Below are 17,706 nucleotides of genomic sequence, written 5' to 3' on the forward strand. Positions count from 1 at the left end.
AATTTTTCAAGAAAAAACCACAAAAGAATTTTGTGACTTTAGCTACAAGTTCTCCGAAAAAGAATAGGAGGTCTCGTCGAGACCTCCTCCAAGCTCCTAGAGAACGATAATTAGTGTTGGGTCTACGGAGCGATTCCGGTATCCCAATCGTAGGTTTTCGGACCATCTTCTCCTTCGCGCGCCTCGCGTACAAGCTTAAGATACTCCTTAGATTCGCCCAAGGTATCAATGACGTGCTTCTTGCCGTCAGCCCATGGGAAAGGACTTTTTCGCTGAACAGTCGGGCATCCGGTCAACTCACGAACCATCTGATCAATCACCCACGCCTTGTGATGCTCTCCGTCGACCCCACCAGACTCTACGGCGATTTTTAAGGCCTTATCAATCCGAGCTTGCAGCGCCTCCTGATTTTCTTTCCCTTCAGGACTATTCTCAGTCATCGGCTTTACCTCCTCGTTTGGTTGTTGTTCTGGTGATTTCATTACAAATTGAATTATAAAAAAGTCTTCACTTAAAGTCAATAGCTCGGCTTAAGCAGCCGCAACTCAATATCGTTCAGTTTTAACTGTAGAATTTCAATATGCCTTTTTCCATTCGCATTATTACCGAGCCAAATTCGCGTTATTCGCGATTACTCCCCTACATCTTCTCCGGCGCGCTCACGCCAAGCACGCGCAAGACATTTTCCAACACCATGCGCGCCGCCTCAACCAATTGCAATCGTTCAGTAACCACCGCGCCACTGGAGTCAATCACGCGTTCTTTCTCATAAAAGTCGTGGAATGCGCGTGCAAGATCCGTCGCGTACCGTGTCAGTCGATGTACTTCGTAATCCGCCGCGGTTTGCGCAATGACATCCGGAAACTCCGCCATTGTTTTAAGGAGTTTCAGCTCGCTTTCTTCCTTGAGCCCCGTTATGTTTGCTTCTTTGTTTCTTTGCTTCTTTGCTTTCTCCAAAACGCTCCCCGCCCGAACGTACGCGTACTGCACATAATATACCGGATTTTTCACCGAGCGCTCTTTCGCAAGGTCAAGATCAAAGTCCATGTGACTGCCGGCGGAGTTCATCAAAAAGAAAAACCGCGCGGCATCTGCCCCCACTTCCTCCAACAGCTCATCCATCGTCACAAACTCGCCCTTGCGTTTGGACATGCGCACCTCTTTACCGCCGGAAACAAGCCGCACCAGCTGCGTGATAATAATCTTCAGTCGCTCCGGCGCAACACCAAGCGCTGCGACACCTTTTTTTATTTGCTCGGCGTAGCCGTGGTGATCCGCGCCCCAAATATCAATCGCAACGTCAAATTTACGCTTAAAAAGCTTATCGTAGTGATACGCGAGATCAGGAAGAAAATATGTGGGGGTATTATCTGACTTAATCAAAACTTTATCGCCAAACCAGACCGCGCCCTCTTTCCGCTCCACGAGTCCTTTCTGTTCTAAGAACGCAAGCATTTTTTCCAATTCGCCGCCGGCGCGCAAATTTTCTTCCTCCGAAAAGAACACGTCATATATAATTCCCGCTTTTTTTAATGACGCCTTGATAGATTTCAACAACAACGCAACCGCTTGTTTGCCGGTTTTGCCTTTCAATTCTTTGATGTATTCTCCTTTATAATATTCCTCTTTTTCCGGCAACTTCCCTTCGGCGGCTTGGATGCTTTCGCCCAACAGCCGCACTTGGTTACCGGCATCGTTCACGTAATACTCGCGTGTTACCTTGTGTCCCGCGCACTCTAAAACATTAGCAAGCACGTCACCCAAAAATCCTCCGCGTCCGTTCGCCATCGTCAAAGGGCCCGTCGGATTTGCCGAAACAAACTCAACGTTTATTTTTAGTCCCTGCCTGCCCGCCGAAGCCTTGGCGGAGGAGGGAGCCTGTCGAAGGGCTACCGCTCCATATTTTGCTTTTTGTTTTAACACCGCCAGAAGTTCCTCGCGAAGCACATCCGGCGCAAGTGTAAAATTGATAAATCCCGGCGCGGCAGCAACCACCTGCGTGAAAAACTTTCCTTTATCTTTCTCCGCTATTTCTTTTGCTAAACTTTCCGCAACCGCCATCGGCGGCATTTTTCGCTCTTTTGCCAATCGAAACGCAACGTTTGACGAATAATCGCCGAACTTCGCATCCGCGGTTTTCTCCAACGGCCAGTCGTTCCCAGTTAATTCCTTGAGATGCTGTTGAATTTTGGTAAGCATGAAATAAAATTTATCTGTATAAATCGTGATCATCTACGTCCAACAAAATAGCCGATTTCCGAAACAGTTGAAAAAGAATTCTGTACTTGGCATCCACAGAAAACGCGTAAAAGCCGGTGAGTCGACCCTTCAACTTATGTGTTCGGAGCAGGGGGTGAAAAACATCCTCTCGAAACAACGCCTCTTTTGCTAATGCTTTTTCCTGAATCGCAGGAGACAAGCTTCGAAACGCGGCCTTAAAATTCGGGTGATAAAGAACGTGATCAATCTTTTGTGTCATGGAAGCAACGAGGGAGCATCTATCGAAGATCACGCAAGGAGCGAAGCGTGGGCAAGACGCCTTTCCGCGCAAGGCGTACTGCCTCTTTGGAGATACGCAGTATGTCGTCCTCGGTCAAATGCCGTTTGAATCCCAAATCGTCCGCCATTTTTCTAGGCATTTTTACCACGACGTAATCCTTTGATTCTTTTAATATCGAGATGCTAATCATACATATACAATACTCAAATAACTGCGTTTGCGCAAATAAAAAGGAAAGGAGCGGTCGCCCAAGGGCGCCCGCTCCCGAATCTCCGCTAGCGAGCATGCACTCCGGCGTTCCGCTCAAAAGAGATGCAGTTATCGATGAGAACCTTCGTGGTCCACAACTGCTTCACGCCCTTCCCGACACGCAAGCCGCCGATGCACAGCCACTTGAGCGAGACGCGGACGAGGAATACCGCATAGCCGCCGCAATTCGCTCCCGTGACACTGGCGCGTCGCAAGAAGAGGGAGAACCCATGCTCACCCAACGTGTTGAGCGAGATCTTCCCCTTCACCCTGGCGTCGTCGAGATCGATGTAGTCGCCCGTGAACTTCCCGTCCGCAATGTTGACATTTCCCCGAATCACCGACCCGTTGAGGTCGAGATTCATCGGGATGTCGAAGCCACTAAACTCGATAGACTGGATGGTGCGCCCGCTCAAGTCGACCTTCTCCTCACCCCGCGCCGCCGCCTTCTCAATCATGCGACGCACGTCGTCGCTCGTGAGGACTTCCTGCTTCGTGCCGGTCTTCATAGAAACCTCCCATAAGAGAGACCGGGAAACTTAGACTGACTCCCAGCGTAGCGTAACCTTTCCGCAAAAGCAAAGTCCAAAATGGTAATGGGACTGCTCGCGGCACGCACGAGCAGTCCCATTCGTCTATACCTGAACCGGCACCAGTACCGGCGTCAGCTCGCGAACCCGAAGGTCAGCGAGGTCGCAATTGTACTTCTCCTCCAAGCATGCGATGTCAGCAGGCATGAACTCGCAGCGTTCTGCGTCGTAACGCAGGAACGAATCCAGCACGCAAGGAAAGAGTCGCGGATTCCAGCCCCTCCCCTTCACCTCCCGCTTCCTCCCTCTCCGCAACTCCATCCTCACCGCTCCCTTCACCATCCGGCGCATGGAGTCGTTGGTCAGGAAATCAATCGGCAGGACGTGAAGGTTGACCGGCTCGTCAAATGCGCCTACGAACTCGGACTCCCGATCGTCGAACCCGAACCAGTACTTAAACAGCACGCGCAGGTTGCCGTGAAGCAACGCAGTGCGCGTCGTGGCGTCCTCCACCCGCTTGATGCGATCCCAGAACACGCGGCTATAGAAGCCGTAGTCGAAGATCGCCAGGTTGAGACGCTTCACGTCCTTCCCTCGCGCGACCCCGCCAAGCAGCAAGATCTCACTGATCGCGGGATTGAAGTGCTCATCGGAGATTTCGGGAGAAACGGCACGAAGCGGCCTCACACCAATCGCCGGCAGCTTCCCGGTAGGCCGTCTGCACAGAAACCCGGCGCCCAACATGACGAGTTGGGCAATCCGAGTCGCCAACTTGAGCGCAACCTTGTTCGTCATGCGTCACCTCCCTCTTAAAATCTTCTCACAGCATAATCCTGCCCGGCGAGAAAGTCAAAGCGCTTGTATTCCGCTGATGCGTTTGATACATTTGCTATATATAAGTAATAAATATTAAAAACTCATGTCGTTAAGAAAAATAACAATAACAGCGGGATTACTTCTTGCGGTCGGAATCGTTACCTCTGTCGCGAACGCAACTCATTCATGGAACGGCTTCCACTGGGGACGCACGGCAAATCCGTTCACGCTTCAGCTTGGCGACAATATGTCGTCTACGTGGGACGCGTATCTCGGAACCGCGGCAACAAATTGGAGCGCCTCAAACGTACTGGATACGGTTGTCGTCAGCGGTAAAACAAAACCGCGCGTCTGTAAGCCAACAAATGGCCGCGTTGAAGTGTGCAACGAGCGGTATGGCGCCAACGGCTGGCTCGGCATTGCGCAGGTATGGGTAAGTGGCGAACACATCGTACAAGGGGCGGTGAAAATGAACGATTCATACTTCCGGACGTCCACCTACAACACGCCGGCGTGGAAGAATCTCGTCGTCTGCCAGGAAATCGGCCACACGCTCGGTCTTGACCATCAGGACGAAATTTTTGACAATGCGAACCTCGGCACGTGCATGGACTACACCAATAACCCCTCGGCGAATCAATTCCCGAACCTGCACGACTACGAGCAACTTGAAGCGATTTACACGCATCTTGATACCGTGAACACCGTGCTTTCGTCGGGAAGCGCAACCGCCGGACAGGGCAAACCGGAAGGTGTTGGACGGGATATTGATGAAAGCGACCCCTCGGCATGGGGCCAAGTGGTGCGGCGCGATGCAAAAGGCAATGCTTCGCTCTATGCGCGCGATCTCAGCAACGGCGAAAAACTATTCACCTTTGTCACCTGGGCACAGTAAACAAATATAAAAGCACCCGAAAGCGGGTGCTTTTATATTGTGGAGATGGTGAAAGATTTCACTGCTCGCCGGCCTTCAGCCGCTGATCCATGAAACTCGGCAAAGTTTAAATGTCAAAAACTGCCGCTATAGCCTTTTACCGCAGCTTATGCAAAACCTCGTCCCAAGAAAACACTCGCTCCACGTTTTTGGGAAATTCATGCCGTCGGTTCCAGGGCTGATCAAAAAGAAATATCTTCACGCCTACGGCGGCGCAGTCAAACGCATTTTCTGGGCTATCATCAATCAGTACCTCTATCCCTAACGCCTCGCATATTTCAGACTTTTTGCGGGGCTCTTCTTTTAACCGAGAAGGACTTGCGTAATGGACGCCGGTAAAGACATCCGGAAAATGCTTCTCTATCCACAACTCCGTTTGCGTAATATGTTTATTTCGCCGCGCTGTAATAATGTAAAGTTCGTGCCCAGCCGCCTTAAGTGCTTGGATTGCTTTTAAAGATCCGACCATCGGGCTGACCTTTTTTGATCGGTTAGTTGTTAAAAACTCATCTATTTCTTTTCTGTTTTCATCGCGTTCGCCACCCCAGATTTCCTCGAAAAGGTAACTATAAAAATCATCCTTTTTATAATGCGTCCCGTGTTTCTTATTGTGCATCTCTATAATAGCGATGCCCGTATTCGCCACCACGTCGTCAAAATCAATTCCGATACGCATACATGTAGTATAATTTTTATTTCTCGTCTTTTCCATGCCCCTTCCCCGTTCAACTCTCGCAAACAAAAAGAAAACCGCCTGCTCAGGCGGTTTTCTTTTTGTGGAGATGGTGAGAGTTGAACTCACATCCGAATATTTTCTTCGAAAACGTCTACAAGCATAGTTCTAGAAAATCTAGGACGATTTGCTCTTGTGTTTAATGTTGCCTACCAGAACGTCTCAGCAACACGGTCCCTGTGTATAACACCGGTGATGCGCCGCAAGGGCATTGGCGCGCCGATGGCATTCGCCTATTAGGCGTATGCTAACGCAACATTTCTGTTGGCAGTTATAGATTTTGACACAGTTCACGAGTGTGCCTCCTCGGCTTGCAATTTTTGAAGAGCGATATCCGTCGAAGCCCGTCATCCCCAAAATGCGCAGGGCGCATTTTGCCCTGAGCCTGTCGAAGGGCTACATTTTTAATGTTCGCCCTATTTCCCTCTGCGTCTCCCGTTTTTTGATTGCCTCGCGCTTATCGGGCCCGCGTTTGCCGCGTCCCAAGCCAAGCTCAATCTTTACGAGATTACCTTTAGTATAAGCACGGAGAGGTAGCAATGTCAACCCCCGTTCTTTCATCTTTCCGATGAGTTCGCGGATCTCTGATGCACGCAGAAGCAGCCGTCGCGGCCGCGATGACTCATACTCTTTCGGTGTATTGCCCGGCTGATATGGCGAAACATCCGCGTTTAAGAGCCAAATCTCATTTCCACGCACAATGCCAAAAGCCCCGCCAAGATTCATCCTGCCGGCCTTCACCGCTTTAACCTCATATCCCTTGAGCTCAATCCCCGCCTCGTATGCTCCAAGAATCGTGTAGTTAAACCGCGCTTTGCGATGTTCGGCCAATGTCGCCATACGGAGAATATAGCACAATGACTAACTATTGACAAGCATCGCATAGTATGCTATATTGTGCTTAGTTTCCGCTAATGTTCGGCGGAGTTCAGAAGTCACCGGAGTTTCTCTGTTCGGAGGTCCGACCATGTACGAGATGATCATGATTCTCCTCGCTGCCGCCTTCGTCGCACTCATCACTGGCTGTCTGTACCACAAGCACCTCGCGAAGGTCGCGAAGATGCGCGCGGAGAAGCTGGCGCGGATCCGAACCACAACGGCTTGGCTCCGTCAGAACGTCCACCTCCCCAAGTTCGTCGCGCGGCGCAAGGAACAGCAGGAGGCGCGCACGAAGAAGTGGGCGCGTCAGGCGGAAGAACGGGGGCGTCAGCGCGAACTCGGGAAGAGGGTGAAGCGCATCCTGGATCCGTACTGGAATCTGGATGTCGAAGTTCGGGATGAGGCGCGCAAGCTCGGGAAGCTTCCGAAGGCGTACCCCCTCACAAGCGACGAGAATCTCGTACGCAAGTAGTCTCACGCAGTCGCGCCGCGGCTGCTGTTCACAAGACAGCAGCCGCGACTCATTTCTCTATACCATTTGCATAAATAAAGATTTCTGCTATGCTTTGTAGCAGCACTGACGGCTCGCGGCCATCACATTGATGTACGCGCTGTCGGAAGAAGGCGCTACTACTAAGGAGGTAGCAACATGACCAGGAAGAGGTTCAACGCACTGCTCGTCGCGCTTGCGATAATCGCAACCATGGCACTCGTCGGTGCATATCCGACGACCGTCGCCGCGGAGGACGAGAAGAAGCCTGTGGCTGAGGCGCCGCTCAGCCCGAAGGACAACTACCCCGTCTCCGTCACGTACTCCACCGTCGATGACGACCCATGCGTCACGATTGACGTGATCAACGGCGGAGCGACGCAGATGATGATCGTTTTCGGGGAGTGGAAGCAGACGGTGAGCTTCCGGCTGCGCACCGACAAGGAGCCGTTTGCGGAAAAGGGGGCGACATGGGCGGAGTTCTTCGGAAATCCCCACAAGTTGTGCAATAACGCATTCGCATCGGCAGTCATCGTCTGCCCGGACGAGGAGTGTTTGAGGGCGTGGACGGACTGGTACCCAAAGGCGTGCCAGGAGGCATGGGATCGCGCGCACCCCAAGCTGGAGCCCGCGCGCATCTTCCCCGATGGTCCGCACCCGCCGAAGTAGAAGTTCGCACCGCGGCCGTCCCGATGTTCATCATCGAGGACGGCCGCACACATTTTCATCACCCGACGAAAGAAGGCTGGCAAGGCGCTGAAAACCGAAAACGTAAGGGTCGCCATTGTTGCGCAGCAAACCGTCGCGCAGGCCAAGCGGGCATGGTTCCCGCCAACCTTTGAATAAAAATTATGGGCGGGAGAGCGAGGCCGAGCGCGAGCGCAATTTCCTCGCCGGGGAAATTGATAGCGTGTTTGTCGCGCAATAAGGGCGGCCCGAACAAACATTTGACTATTTTAAAAGCCTCTGCTAACCTGATGAGTATTCAATATACACGCACCAACAATCAAATAACCGCTCCGGAACTACGCGTAGTCGGCGCTGAAGGCGAAAATCTCGGCGTCATGAAAAAGGAGGACGCTTTGAAACTCGCGACAGATCAAGGGCTGGACCTTATTGAAGTCGCACCGCTTGCAAAGCCGCCGGTCGCGCGCATCATGAGCTTTGACAAGTTCCGCTACGAGGAGTCCAAGCGCATCAAGAAACAGCGCGCGATGCAGAAAACCGATGGGATGCGTAGAGTGCAGGTTGGCGTGAAAACCGCGACGAACGACCTGAATATTAAAGCGAAAAAGGTGAATGAATTCCTGACGGAAAACGGCAAAGTGGAAATTATGCTTGTCGTCCGCGGCAGAGAAAAATCGCATAAGGACTTCGCGCTCGCCAAACTCAAACACTTCTTAACCCTCATTGATCCGAAGCATAAAGTTGTCGCCCCGCCGAAGTTCATCATGCGCGGCATCGTGGTGCATATCATGAAGGTCACCTAAACACTAAATCCGCTTCCCATTCGCATTATTACCGAGCCCAATTCGCATCATTCGCGATTACTCCAATGAAAAAGAGTGTTTCAAAAAGAATAAAAGTCACGAAATCCGGAAAATTGGTCCGCCGCGTGATGGCGCAGGATCATTTTAAGTCCAAGCATCCGGGTTCGCGCACGCGCAAAAAGCGGCAGACATCTTTCCTCACGGGGAAATTCGCAAAGATTTTCATGCGATATTTAAAAACAAAAGCGTCTACACTCTAATATATGGCAAGAGTCAAAGGTGGCGTCCGCGCCCACAAACAGCGCGAAAAAGTGCTCCACTACACCAAGGGTTTCCGGTGGGGCAGAAAGTCAAAGAAAAAAGCGGCGCAAGAAGCGCTTGTGCACGCGTGGGACCATGCCTTCCATGGACGCAAAGAACGCAAACGCAATTTCCGCGCGCTCTGGCAGGTGAAGATGTCCATTGCCTCCACTGCAGACGGCATAAGCTACAGCAAGCTCATCGGAGCGCTTAAAAAAGCAAAGATTGCGCTGAATCGCAAAATGCTCGCGCACCTCGCCGAACACGAACCGGCGGCCTGGAAAGCAGTAATGGCAAAAGTCAAATAACTAAAAATCCCTCCGATAGCCATCGGAGGGATTTTTAGTTATTGCTTCTCCTCCCCTCCCATAATAATCGCCGGCATAGGTGCCTGCGGCGCGTGTCGCCGCTCCTTATTTTCCCCGGCAATGAACCGGTGCGCCCGCCGCAAAATCTCCATTGTATCCTTATGCTTCGTAAGCACCTTCTGCGCCTCGCCGAACGTGAACCAACCGAACCCCTCGTGCTCTTCCGCGCTGATAGTAATGCGCGCTTGCGTTGTTTCGGCAAGATACAAAATCACCACGCGAAAAATCTTCTCTTTTTCGTGTTGAAAAATAAACTTCTCAAACGCTTTAAAGTTCTGGCGAAATTTCAGCTCGCTCGGCCGCAAACCGGTTTCCTCCTTGATTTCGCGCAACGCCGTTTCCCAGCTCCGCTCCGCTTTCTCAATTTTCCCTTTCGGAAAATTCCAATATCCCCGCCCCGCGTAAAGCAGGAGGTATTTCAACCCATCTTCGGTCCTCCGGAAAATAATAATACCCGCCGATACTGTTTTCTTCATGGTGTTACCAATGTACAAATGACTGAGATGTTGAGTTTGTTTTATTGCTTCTTTGCTTCATTGCTTTTTGCGCGTCCTTTCAGCATACCAAGCATTTTCTCAACCGGCCAAGCATTGATGATGTCTTCACGAGTCGCCCAGCCGCGCCGCGCCTGCGCGATGCCATACTCCAGCACATAAAAATGCGTGGCTGAGTGGGCATCGGAATCAATAGACATTTTTACGCCAGCTTCAACGCACTTCCGGATATGTTCATCCTTCAAGTCCAACCTATCCGGAAACGCGTCAATTTCCAGGACGGTTCCCGTTTCTTTCGCCACCGTAATAATCGCGTCCATATCAACCTCATACGGAGGCCGCTTGCCGATGAGCCGCCCAGTGGGATGGAACAAAATGTCCACGTTCGGGTTTTGCATCGCGCGGATGATACGCTCGGTTTGTTTTGATTTCGGCAAATTAAACAGCGAATGTACCGAGGCGCCCACGACATCGAGCGTTTGTAATGCCTCATCGGAAAGATCCATAGTACCGTCCGCTAAAATATCGCACTCTGTACCCTTCAAAATCCGGAATCCTCTTTTGTTGAACTTTTTATTCAGCTCGTCAATTTCCTTTCCTTGTTCCAAAAGACGTTTTTCGTTTAAACCATTAGTCATCGCAAGCCGTTTGGTGTGGTCTGTAACAACAATATAATGCAAACCTACCTCTATGGCCGCTTCCGCCATTTGCTCAATGGAATCCGCGCCATCGGTCCAGCTCGTCTGCGTCTGGAGATCGCCCTGAAGGTCACCGTAGTTGATAAGCTTGGGCAGTCCATGCTTTTCCGCAGCCGCTATCTCCCCCGTCATCTCCCGCATCTCGGGCTCAATGTAGCCCAAGCCCAATTTCTCGTAAATCTCCTCTTCTGTTTTCCCCGCGACCCGAATCCATTCTCCGTCTCCTTTGCTTCTTTGTTTTCTTGCTTTTTTGCTTTCTTGAAACAGCCCATATTCATTCAACTTGTATCCTTTTTTGATAGCGAGCTGGCGCAACGCGACATTGTGATCTTTAGAACCGGTAAAGTAATTCAGCGCCGCGCCATAGGATTTCTTCGGCACCACGCGCAAATCCACATCCAGCCCATTCTGCAATTTAATCGCGGATTTCGTTTCCCCGTGCGCGAACACTTTCACGACATCCGGCATTGAAACGAAAAAATCCATCACCGGTTTCGGGTTGTCGGAAATCGCGAGAATATCAACGTCGCCAATGGTTTCTTTGCGGCGACGAAACGACCCCGCAACCTCCAGCCGTTCCACACCCTTCAAGCCTTCTAAGCGCCGCAGAATATCACGCGCGATAGGGAGTACAACACCGAGCGGTTTCCGCCCGCCGAAGCTTTTCAGAAATGCGATACCTTGTAAAATGTTTTGCTCGCTTTTTTCACCAAATCCCTTCAACTGCTTAATTTTTCCGGCCAAGGCAACAGCTTCAAGCTCCGCGAGATTCGTAACGCCGAGTTCCTTGTACAATGCCCCGATCTTCCGCGGCCCTAAACCCTGAATCCCGGAAAGCTCCGCGAGATTCACGGGTGTTTTCTTTTTCAGCTCTTCGTAATACTTCGATTTTCCGGTTTTTAATAACTCCTCGATTTTTTCGGCAATGGATAACCCCACGCCCGGAATATCTTCAACGGCTTTTAAACCCCCTTCGCGATACACGTCGGAAATTTCGCCGTCCAATGCTTCAACAACCTCCGCGACTTTTTCGTACGCGCGCGGCTTGAAAGGCACGCCCTGCATATCGAGGTATTCACCGATCTCCCGCAACACTTTTGCAATCTCCTGATTGGTCACGTTGGCTTGGACAGCTTTATTAGGACGCTGGCGTAGTTACATCCACAAGTACTTCCCCGCTAATGAAGCTAAAAAGCTCGCAGACTAAAGAAGCTCGTCTACTCCACCGTCGTTTACTCGCGATCCTTCAAAATCGGTGCGACAGCTCCTCGGCGTGAAGGTGGCAATACAAGATTCGGGACGCTCAATAACAACGCCGCGGAAAGTAACGCGAAAATACCCGCGAAAATAAACACCGAGCTATAGCCGATCCACGTTGCCATGATGCCCCCAATCAATCCCGTGGTACCCACGGCAAAACCGACGGCGGTACTATCCAGCGCGTAATCCAATGAGCGATGTTTTTTGTCCAAATGTCCGGCGAAGAGTGACGAGAATGACGGCACATAGAGCGCGAACCCGACTGCCTTCAGCAGTTGCACGGCATAAACGTGCCATACACTCGTCGCCAAGGAAAATCCGAATGCTGAAACGCCAATAACAATAAGAGAAAGAATCAACGCGTAAAAATCATCCCGTTCCCCATCCGTCTTATCAAGAAACAACGCAATAGGTATTTGCAGTACCGATTTAAATATCCAATAAATCGCCACCGCGATACCCACGGTGACCAGCGTCGCTCCCGCGATATTTCGCACAATGAACACCGAAAATATCGGGTCCAAAAAACCCCAACCCGCCCACAAAAATACATCGGCAAGAATAAAGCGCTTGATGAACCTGCTGATGTTGAAATTAAAGGAAAGACCAAACCGCATAAGGCCTACACTGGCGCGTGAAATGTAAACTCCCCGTCCTTCGCGTCAACCGTGACCGTTTGCCCTCTCACGATTTCTTTCCGAAGAATTTTTTCGGCAAACACACTGCGCAATTTGTTGGAGATGACGCCACGCAATGGACGCGCGCCGAACACCGGATCATAGCCCTGCCGCGCGATTTCCGAAACCGCCGCATCAGTAAACCGCACATCAATCGCTTGCGCTTCTTTGATGGTTGCGACGAGATCCGCAAGATTAAAAGCTGCAATTTTCTTAATATCATCCGGCGACAGCGTCTTAAACACAATAATACCAGAAAATCTGTTTAAAAGCTCCGGACGGAAGTAGTCGGTGAGTTTTTTCTTGAGCTCCACGGTGATATCGTTAATATGTTGTCCCGCCTCCAGCGATGTTTTAATAAACTCCGAATGCGCATTAGAGGTTGCGATGATGATGGTATTCTGGAAATCCACGGTGCGGCTCAAATTGTCGGTCAAGCGGCCATCGTCAAACACCTGCAAAAACAAATTCAAAATGTCCGGATGCGCCTTCTCAAACTCATCGAGCAGCACCAAGCTGAACGGCTTTTGCAAAATCGCGTCGGTTAATGCCCCTGAAACCGCGCCGTCAGGAGATCCGATAAACCGAAAGAAACTCTGTTTGTCCTGATACTCCGTCATATCAAAGCGCACCATTGCCTCAGATGAGCCGAATTGGATTTTTGTGAGGATCTTTGACAACTCGGTTTTACCGACACCGGTCGGTCCCACAAAAAGGAATGTGGCGATGGGACCGCCTTTACGCGACAAGCCGCTGCGGTATTCGCGAAGCGCGCGCGACACCGCCGTCACGGCCTCCTCCTGATCCACAAGTTTTTTATGAATGAGCTCCTCAAGATTCAACAACTGCTCCGACTCTTTTTCACCCGCGGCATGAAGCGGCACGTTAATCTTCCGCTCGGCAACCGCAACGACATCCTCGGCGTTCACAAGTTTGTCCCCGCGTTGTGATGCATCCGCAATCGCCTCTTTGAGCAGCCCTTCGGCGCTTGATGGCAGCGGTCGCTGGCGCAGATAGCGGTGCGCGACGCTGACCGCTTTTTTGATCGCGCCAAAGCTGATGACCGCGCGATACTGCCGCTCAAAAAGAATGGATTGGTACGCCAAAATTTTTGTCGCGTCGTCTTCGCTGATTTCCGCGACGCGGACATGTTCAAATGATGATGAAAATCCGCTTTGCGGTTCAATGTATTGCTTAAACTCTTTGGGATATGTCACTCCGATTGCCGAAAATGCGTCGCCTTGAATTGCGGGAATAAGAATGTCGGCGATATTCATGCCTTCGGCGCCGGACGTTTTCACGAGGTTGTGAATGTCTTCAATGAGCAACACCACGTTTCCCGCCCGTATGACCTCATCAATAATCCTCTGCACCCGCGCGCGGAGCGTTGCGGGATCGGCGCCCGCAGTGAGCCGCCCGATGTCCAGCGACACCAGCCGCTTGTCAAAAAGCGGTGCCGGCACGCGGTCTTTTGCCATTTCAAACGCCAGATGCGCAATCATAGTGGACTTCCCAACGCCCGGCTCGCCAATTAAGAGCACGTTCGAATGCGTCGGGCGCGAGAGCACGTCCACCATTTGCTCATATTCATTCTTGTGGCCAACGAGAAACCCTACCTGCTCCAAACGCGCGAGGTCGGTTAAATCTTCGCTGTAGCTATCAAGCATCGGCGTTGGCCTGGCAGTCCAGGCGCGATTCATCACGCGATGCCGCACATTGTATGGCCCGTGCGCGAGGCCGGTTAAGGTCGCTGGCATGCGACGCAAACGGGCAAACGCGCGGTGGAACCGGCTGAAAATCGCCGCGTGTTCAAAGTCAGCTGGCGCGACATTGAAAAGGTCAAGCAGATTTTTAAGCTCGGTGTCGGGAATGGCGCCTAATGCCGCGAAAAGATCTCTCGGAGTAACGTCAAAGCTTTCGTTCCGGAGCGCCACAATAAACGCCTCTCGCGCGAGCGCCTCCAATTGAAGCGCTGCCGTCTCCTCACGAACCGCCAGAGATTTTTTCTTTATCCACTCGTCAACTTTTGCGGCAAGCTCGTCCGCGGAAATATCCATACGCGAAACTGCCGCGCGGATATCCTTCCGCAACAGCAATTGCTGAAACATGAGCAAATAAAAATGCCCGGAAAAAACGCTGACTCGTCGCAGGGCGGATTCCAAAACACCGAACGACGCCGGGGCGATATAGTCCGCAATATTTACGCGTCCTTTAGGGATGCGGATAAATTGCCGCTCAGCCTGTCCGTAATGGAGCAGTCGGTCGGCGAAGAAAAGCGCCGCAAGGTAACCGAGACCATTCAAGCGCGGCACATCCGAGAGCAACAACGCAATCGTTCCGGCAACGCCGATGCCATACGCGGAGAAGGAAATAAACCGGACCAAAAACCTGCCGGCTTCGCCCATCGCAAGTCGCGGATCGGAAAAATAAAACCGCTGTGTCGTGTTATCCATATATCATAAGACGCAAAAAATAAAGCGGAATTGCCGCCCACGCGAGATATGCCGCGGCCCCTACCGCAATCACCGCGCCATACGCAATAAATCCGACGCCGGTCCGCACCGCGCGCACGGGAATGCCGATCATGTAGCCGATAAACGAGTAGTCGCGGTACAACGGCTGGAAAAAGTAGCGCAGCGTAATACGCAACGCAAGCGTTTGATCAAGATATTCCAAGATATTCAAAAATTTTCCGCCGATGGCAAAATAACCCCCGACATACCAGTTGACGAGAAACCGCCAGATACGATAAAAAAACCGTCGCACAAGATAGATAACCGCCTGAACCATACTTTCAGTATAGACGAGGCATGAACGGTGAGCCACTGGCACGCGCAACTTGCGTGATTGGACAATATTGATTATGCTATGGATAGTTTTCGGTCGCCCAACAAAAGGAGATGAACATGGGCTGCCACGATGGGACGCAAACTAGCGAAGAACTCGAGTACGACACGCTCACGGATCAGCTCCGGAAACTCACGAAGATGTGCAAGGGGGTGTCGCTCAAGGAGTTCACCGCCGGGGACACCGAGATGCTAATCTACTGCTACGGTGGGGGGGAGCACAACATCCATCATCGGCCGTCGAACGCGACGCTCCGTGAGTGGATTCGCTGTTTGAAGCTGATAGCATACGGCGACGGCACCGACTAGCAAGCACGAAGCGCCCGGCACTCACGCGAGTGACGGGCGCTCTCATTTTTAAAATAATGCCTACCCCCGCCCTTTTTCCCATACAAAATGTTGACGTTTCTGGTGCATAAGCTATAAAAACGTCAACATTTGGACATAGACGAAAAAGTGCTTGGGGTTGTCACCCGTGCCGTTTGCGATCCTTAACGTTGAACATCTTGACGACACCGTATTCACCGTCATAACCCGGAGTGATGGAAACTTTGCCGGCGCGCATACGTTCAATGCCTTCGGCAATTTCCGGCCGCGTCGCGGCGGCGATCTGCGTGGGCGACGCATCTAAACTCACAACCAATTCTGACCCAAGCGCAATGATAAGTTTTTGATATTCCTTCTGTACGGCTTTACTCTTTGGACCAACATTCAGCGCTTCGCCGATGACTTCATCCAGCGGCACCGCGCTCCAATATGGCGGACGGCGTGCGTCGCGATACCCATCCTTTCGGTCGGCAAGCCCCGCAACGCGATGCAAAACCCCGACCGTTACTTTCTGCCCGCATTTCGTACAGATTCCCTTATGTTTTTTTGTTTGCTCTGGAGTCCAAGCAATGCCGCATAACCGATGCCCATCGTAGTGGTAACGTCCCTCTTCCGGAAAAAATTCAATGGTGCCGAGAAACTTACCCCCTATGTCATTCTGAGCGGAGCGAAGAATCTCCCGACGCGCGCGAGATCCTTCTCCGCCCGCTGGCGGATCAGGATGACGGGGCGCTGACGGGATTCCGTTTTTAATTGCTCCTATAATACCGCCGTATGACAACGCACAATCAAACACATTCGCCTCGCGCCCGATGCGCTGTAAGCTGTGCGAATCGGAGTTGGAGATCAAGGCAACGTTATCCAAAGAAGACAATCTCCAGTTCATCGGCGGGTCGGACGACAACCCTGTTTCAACGGCAAAAATATGCTTTGCGTAGTCGCCAAAACATTCGTCCAATGAATCAAACCCCGACATGGAGCCGAACACGGAAAACCACGGGGTCCAGATATGCGCGGGCACAAGTACTGCGCCGTTATGCCCTGAGCCCGTCGAAGGGCTACATTCAAGCACAATTTTTAATAAGTCCTCGGAATCAATGCCGATTATCGGACGTCCGTCGGATTTCAGATTACCGATGCGCCCCAGCACGGTATTTATTTTTTCAACCGTGGCAAAGTCCGGAGCGAAAATGAGGTGGTGCACCCGCCGCGTCCTGCCGGCGCGCGAGTAAATACACGAAATTTCAGCGGTGAACAGGAATCGCGTCGCGGTCGCCAGCGTCCCCTTCAGCGTCTTTTGTTTGAATTGTTTTTTTAACGCAAAAAGTCCCGGCTCCGCTGGCTCAAGTTTCTGCTTCAACTCTTTAAGCCACAACGGATGCGTAAAATCCCCCGTCCCCATGACCGTGATGCCCTTGTCGTCCGCCCATGCGTCAAGCGTTTCAGGAAGCATCATCGACGACACCGCGCGGGAATACTTGGAGTGAATGTGTAAATCGGCAACGATGCGCATGTGTTTATGCTACAACCTATCTCTAAAATGGGAAGAGGCGGTCGCTATTGGCGACCGCCTCTTTATCACTGCCGCGGCAACGGCTCGCCGCACAAACAGCATTCGTTATGCTGCGCGGCACAGTCCGGGCACCACGAAACCGAGAAGTTCGGGTAGTGGATCTGTAGGAAGTGCTGACAGCGCGCCGCGAGACGCCGTACGGGCTTGTCGATTCTCGTCGCTTCATCGGCGCGCTTATGGCACGAGGGGCACACAACATCCTTCGGCTCGCTCATAACTCGCCTCCCTAGTTCCGCTCGGCGACGTCGCCGATATCACACGGACGGACCTTCCTAGGATGCGGGCATGGAATCTTGCGAAGTTCGCCTTTTGTCCCGACCGCGGGGCATGCACGACAACGGTACTGCGACTGCCCATCGGGATGCTCTCGCACACAGCGCACCTCATCGTGCGTGCCGATGCCGATGCCTTTCTTCGCTCGCCGCCTCGGACGCGACAAGCCCTTCTTTCTCTTTTTCACTACAGACCCTCCGAAAGGAAGAAATCGTAGAGGGAGTTTCTACCAGAAGTATGCAAAATTAGGAGAAAAAACACAAGAGAAT

General features: G+C 51.9%; 21 protein-coding genes and 1 other RNA gene. 7 read left to right on the plus strand and 15 right to left on the minus strand.

What is annotated here, in order from left to right; all coding sequences use genetic code 11:
* Positions 1-122: 122 nt before the first annotated feature.
* The 5 genes from Q7R85_01010 to Q7R85_01030 form a co-directional block, all read right to left on the minus strand.
* On the minus strand, positions 123-482 hold the full coding sequence (locus Q7R85_01010) for a hypothetical protein (protein ID MDO8584685.1): 360 nt from the start codon (positions 480-482) through the stop codon (positions 123-125).
* Positions 483-639: 157 nt separating this feature from the next.
* The gene (locus Q7R85_01015) at positions 640-2,199 is read right to left on the minus strand and encodes an arginine--tRNA ligase (GenBank protein ID MDO8584686.1); all 1,560 of its coding nucleotides are present in this window, start codon (positions 2,197-2,199) and stop codon (positions 640-642) included.
* Between the two features lie 299 nt (positions 2,200-2,498).
* Positions 2,499-2,690 (minus strand): hypothetical protein, encoded by a 192-nt coding sequence (locus Q7R85_01020; protein MDO8584687.1) that lies wholly within the window; start codon positions 2,688-2,690, stop codon positions 2,499-2,501.
* Between the two features lie 85 nt (positions 2,691-2,775).
* A complete protein-coding gene (locus tag Q7R85_01025; GenBank protein MDO8584688.1) occupies positions 2,776-3,258 on the minus strand; it encodes a hypothetical protein in 483 nt (160 codons plus the stop codon).
* A gap of 126 nt (positions 3,259-3,384) precedes the next feature.
* Positions 3,385-3,966: a hypothetical protein gene (locus tag Q7R85_01030; GenBank protein MDO8584689.1), complete on the minus strand. Its 582-nt coding sequence runs from the start codon at positions 3,964-3,966 to the stop codon at positions 3,385-3,387.
* Positions 3,967-4,198: 232 nt separating this feature from the next.
* Between Q7R85_01030 and Q7R85_01035 the strand changes: the two genes are divergently transcribed.
* On the plus strand, positions 4,199-4,990 hold the full coding sequence (locus tag Q7R85_01035; GenBank protein MDO8584690.1) for a hypothetical protein: 792 nt from the start codon (positions 4,199-4,201) through the stop codon (positions 4,988-4,990).
* A gap of 136 nt (positions 4,991-5,126) precedes the next feature.
* Here Q7R85_01035 and Q7R85_01040 read toward each other — a convergent pair whose 3' ends face one another.
* The 3 genes from Q7R85_01040 to smpB form a co-directional block, all read right to left on the minus strand.
* Positions 5,127-5,705: a hypothetical protein gene (locus Q7R85_01040; protein MDO8584691.1), complete on the minus strand. Its 579-nt coding sequence runs from the start codon at positions 5,703-5,705 to the stop codon at positions 5,127-5,129.
* A gap of 98 nt (positions 5,706-5,803) precedes the next feature.
* Positions 5,804-6,117, minus strand: a transfer-messenger RNA (tmRNA) gene (gene ssrA / locus Q7R85_01045).
* A gap of 41 nt (positions 6,118-6,158) precedes the next feature.
* Positions 6,159-6,602 carry an SsrA-binding protein SmpB gene (gene smpB / locus Q7R85_01050; protein ID MDO8584692.1) on the minus strand — a complete coding sequence of 148 codons (444 nt, stop codon included), beginning with the start codon at positions 6,600-6,602 and terminating at the stop codon, positions 6,159-6,161.
* A 127-nt stretch (positions 6,603-6,729) separates the two neighbouring features.
* Here smpB and Q7R85_01055 point away from each other — a divergent pair, with 127 nt between their 5' ends.
* From Q7R85_01055 to rplT, 5 genes are all read left to right on the plus strand, one after another.
* Entirely contained in the window at positions 6,730-7,113 is a 384-nt protein-coding gene (locus tag Q7R85_01055; protein ID MDO8584693.1) for a hypothetical protein, read from the plus strand.
* Between the two features lie 177 nt (positions 7,114-7,290).
* Positions 7,291-7,800, plus strand: a complete 510-nt coding sequence (locus tag Q7R85_01060) for a hypothetical protein (GenBank protein MDO8584694.1) — start codon at positions 7,291-7,293, stop codon at positions 7,798-7,800.
* A gap of 308 nt (positions 7,801-8,108) precedes the next feature.
* Positions 8,109-8,621: a translation initiation factor IF-3 gene (infC, locus tag Q7R85_01065; GenBank protein MDO8584695.1), complete on the plus strand. Its 513-nt coding sequence runs from the start codon at positions 8,109-8,111 to the stop codon at positions 8,619-8,621.
* A gap of 65 nt (positions 8,622-8,686) precedes the next feature.
* A complete protein-coding gene (locus Q7R85_01070) occupies positions 8,687-8,881 on the plus strand; it encodes a hypothetical protein (GenBank protein ID MDO8584696.1) in 195 nt (64 codons plus the stop codon).
* 3 nt (positions 8,882-8,884) lie between these two features.
* The gene (rplT, locus tag Q7R85_01075) at positions 8,885-9,229 is read left to right on the plus strand and encodes a 50S ribosomal protein L20 (GenBank protein ID MDO8584697.1); all 345 of its coding nucleotides are present in this window, start codon (positions 8,885-8,887) and stop codon (positions 9,227-9,229) included.
* A gap of 38 nt (positions 9,230-9,267) precedes the next feature.
* Here the strand turns inward: rplT and Q7R85_01080 are convergent, their stop codons facing one another.
* The 5 genes from Q7R85_01080 to Q7R85_01100 form a co-directional block, all read right to left on the minus strand.
* On the minus strand, positions 9,268-9,765 hold the full coding sequence (locus Q7R85_01080; protein MDO8584698.1) for an NUDIX domain-containing protein: 498 nt from the start codon (positions 9,763-9,765) through the stop codon (positions 9,268-9,270).
* A gap of 41 nt (positions 9,766-9,806) precedes the next feature.
* A complete protein-coding gene (gene polX, locus Q7R85_01085; GenBank protein ID MDO8584699.1) occupies positions 9,807-11,600 on the minus strand; it encodes a DNA polymerase/3'-5' exonuclease PolX in 1,794 nt (597 codons plus the stop codon).
* Between the two features lie 113 nt (positions 11,601-11,713).
* On the minus strand, positions 11,714-12,358 hold the full coding sequence (locus tag Q7R85_01090; GenBank protein MDO8584700.1) for an MFS transporter: 645 nt from the start codon (positions 12,356-12,358) through the stop codon (positions 11,714-11,716).
* Between the two features lie 5 nt (positions 12,359-12,363).
* The gene (locus tag Q7R85_01095) at positions 12,364-14,871 is read right to left on the minus strand and encodes an ATP-dependent Clp protease ATP-binding subunit (protein MDO8584701.1); all 2,508 of its coding nucleotides are present in this window, start codon (positions 14,869-14,871) and stop codon (positions 12,364-12,366) included.
* Positions 14,864-15,208, minus strand: coding sequence for a hypothetical protein (locus tag Q7R85_01100; protein ID MDO8584702.1), 345 nt, complete (start codon positions 15,206-15,208; stop codon positions 14,864-14,866). Before Q7R85_01100 ends, Q7R85_01095 begins: the two co-directional genes overlap by 8 nt.
* A gap of 116 nt (positions 15,209-15,324) precedes the next feature.
* Here Q7R85_01100 and Q7R85_01105 point away from each other — a divergent pair, with 116 nt between their 5' ends.
* A complete protein-coding gene (locus tag Q7R85_01105) occupies positions 15,325-15,573 on the plus strand; it encodes a hypothetical protein (protein ID MDO8584703.1) in 249 nt (82 codons plus the stop codon).
* Between the two features lie 160 nt (positions 15,574-15,733).
* Here Q7R85_01105 and Q7R85_01110 read toward each other — a convergent pair whose 3' ends face one another.
* Positions 15,734-17,104 (minus strand): endonuclease Q family protein, encoded by a 1,371-nt coding sequence (locus tag Q7R85_01110; GenBank protein ID MDO8584704.1) that lies wholly within the window; start codon positions 17,102-17,104, stop codon positions 15,734-15,736.
* 286 nt (positions 17,105-17,390) lie between these two features.
* The gene (locus Q7R85_01115) at positions 17,391-17,624 is read right to left on the minus strand and encodes a hypothetical protein (protein MDO8584705.1); all 234 of its coding nucleotides are present in this window, start codon (positions 17,622-17,624) and stop codon (positions 17,391-17,393) included.
* Positions 17,625-17,706 lie beyond the last annotated feature (82 nt).

The organism is bacterium, from assembly GCA_030649055.1.
Taxonomy (GTDB): Bacteria; Patescibacteriota; Minisyncoccia; order UBA6257; family JAUSGH01; genus JAUSGH01.

Coding starts and splice junctions, on each gene's coding strand:
- Q7R85_01010 (MDO8584685.1), bottom strand. CDS start 482: ATGAAATCACCAGAACAACAACCAAACGAGGAGGTAAAGCCGATGACT.
- Q7R85_01015 (MDO8584686.1), bottom strand. CDS start 2,199: ATGCTTACCAAAATTCAACAGCATCTCAAGGAATTAACTGGGAACGAC.
- Q7R85_01020 (MDO8584687.1), bottom strand. CDS start 2,690: ATGATTAGCATCTCGATATTAAAAGAATCAAAGGATTACGTCGTGGTA.
- Q7R85_01025 (MDO8584688.1), bottom strand. CDS start 3,258: ATGAAGACCGGCACGAAGCAGGAAGTCCTCACGAGCGACGACGTGCGT.
- Q7R85_01035 (MDO8584690.1), top strand. CDS start 4,199: ATGTCGTTAAGAAAAATAACAATAACAGCGGGATTACTTCTTGCGGTC.
- Q7R85_01040 (MDO8584691.1), bottom strand. CDS start 5,705: ATGCGTATCGGAATTGATTTTGACGACGTGGTGGCGAATACGGGCATC.
- smpB (MDO8584692.1), bottom strand. CDS start 6,602: ATGGCGACATTGGCCGAACATCGCAAAGCGCGGTTTAACTACACGATT.
- Q7R85_01055 (MDO8584693.1), top strand. CDS start 6,730: ATGTACGAGATGATCATGATTCTCCTCGCTGCCGCCTTCGTCGCACTC.
- Q7R85_01060 (MDO8584694.1), top strand. CDS start 7,291: ATGACCAGGAAGAGGTTCAACGCACTGCTCGTCGCGCTTGCGATAATC.
- infC (MDO8584695.1), top strand. CDS start 8,109: ATGAGTATTCAATATACACGCACCAACAATCAAATAACCGCTCCGGAA.
- Q7R85_01070 (MDO8584696.1), top strand. CDS start 8,687: ATGAAAAAGAGTGTTTCAAAAAGAATAAAAGTCACGAAATCCGGAAAA.
- rplT (MDO8584697.1), top strand. CDS start 8,885: ATGGCAAGAGTCAAAGGTGGCGTCCGCGCCCACAAACAGCGCGAAAAA.
- Q7R85_01080 (MDO8584698.1), bottom strand. CDS start 9,765: ATGAAGAAAACAGTATCGGCGGGTATTATTATTTTCCGGAGGACCGAA.
- Q7R85_01090 (MDO8584700.1), bottom strand. CDS start 12,358: ATGCGGTTTGGTCTTTCCTTTAATTTCAACATCAGCAGGTTCATCAAG.
- Q7R85_01095 (MDO8584701.1), bottom strand. CDS start 14,871: ATGGATAACACGACACAGCGGTTTTATTTTTCCGATCCGCGACTTGCG.
- Q7R85_01100 (MDO8584702.1), bottom strand. CDS start 15,208: ATGGTTCAGGCGGTTATCTATCTTGTGCGACGGTTTTTTTATCGTATC.
- Q7R85_01105 (MDO8584703.1), top strand. CDS start 15,325: ATGGGCTGCCACGATGGGACGCAAACTAGCGAAGAACTCGAGTACGAC.
- Q7R85_01110 (MDO8584704.1), bottom strand. CDS start 17,104: ATGCGCATCGTTGCCGATTTACACATTCACTCCAAGTATTCCCGCGCG.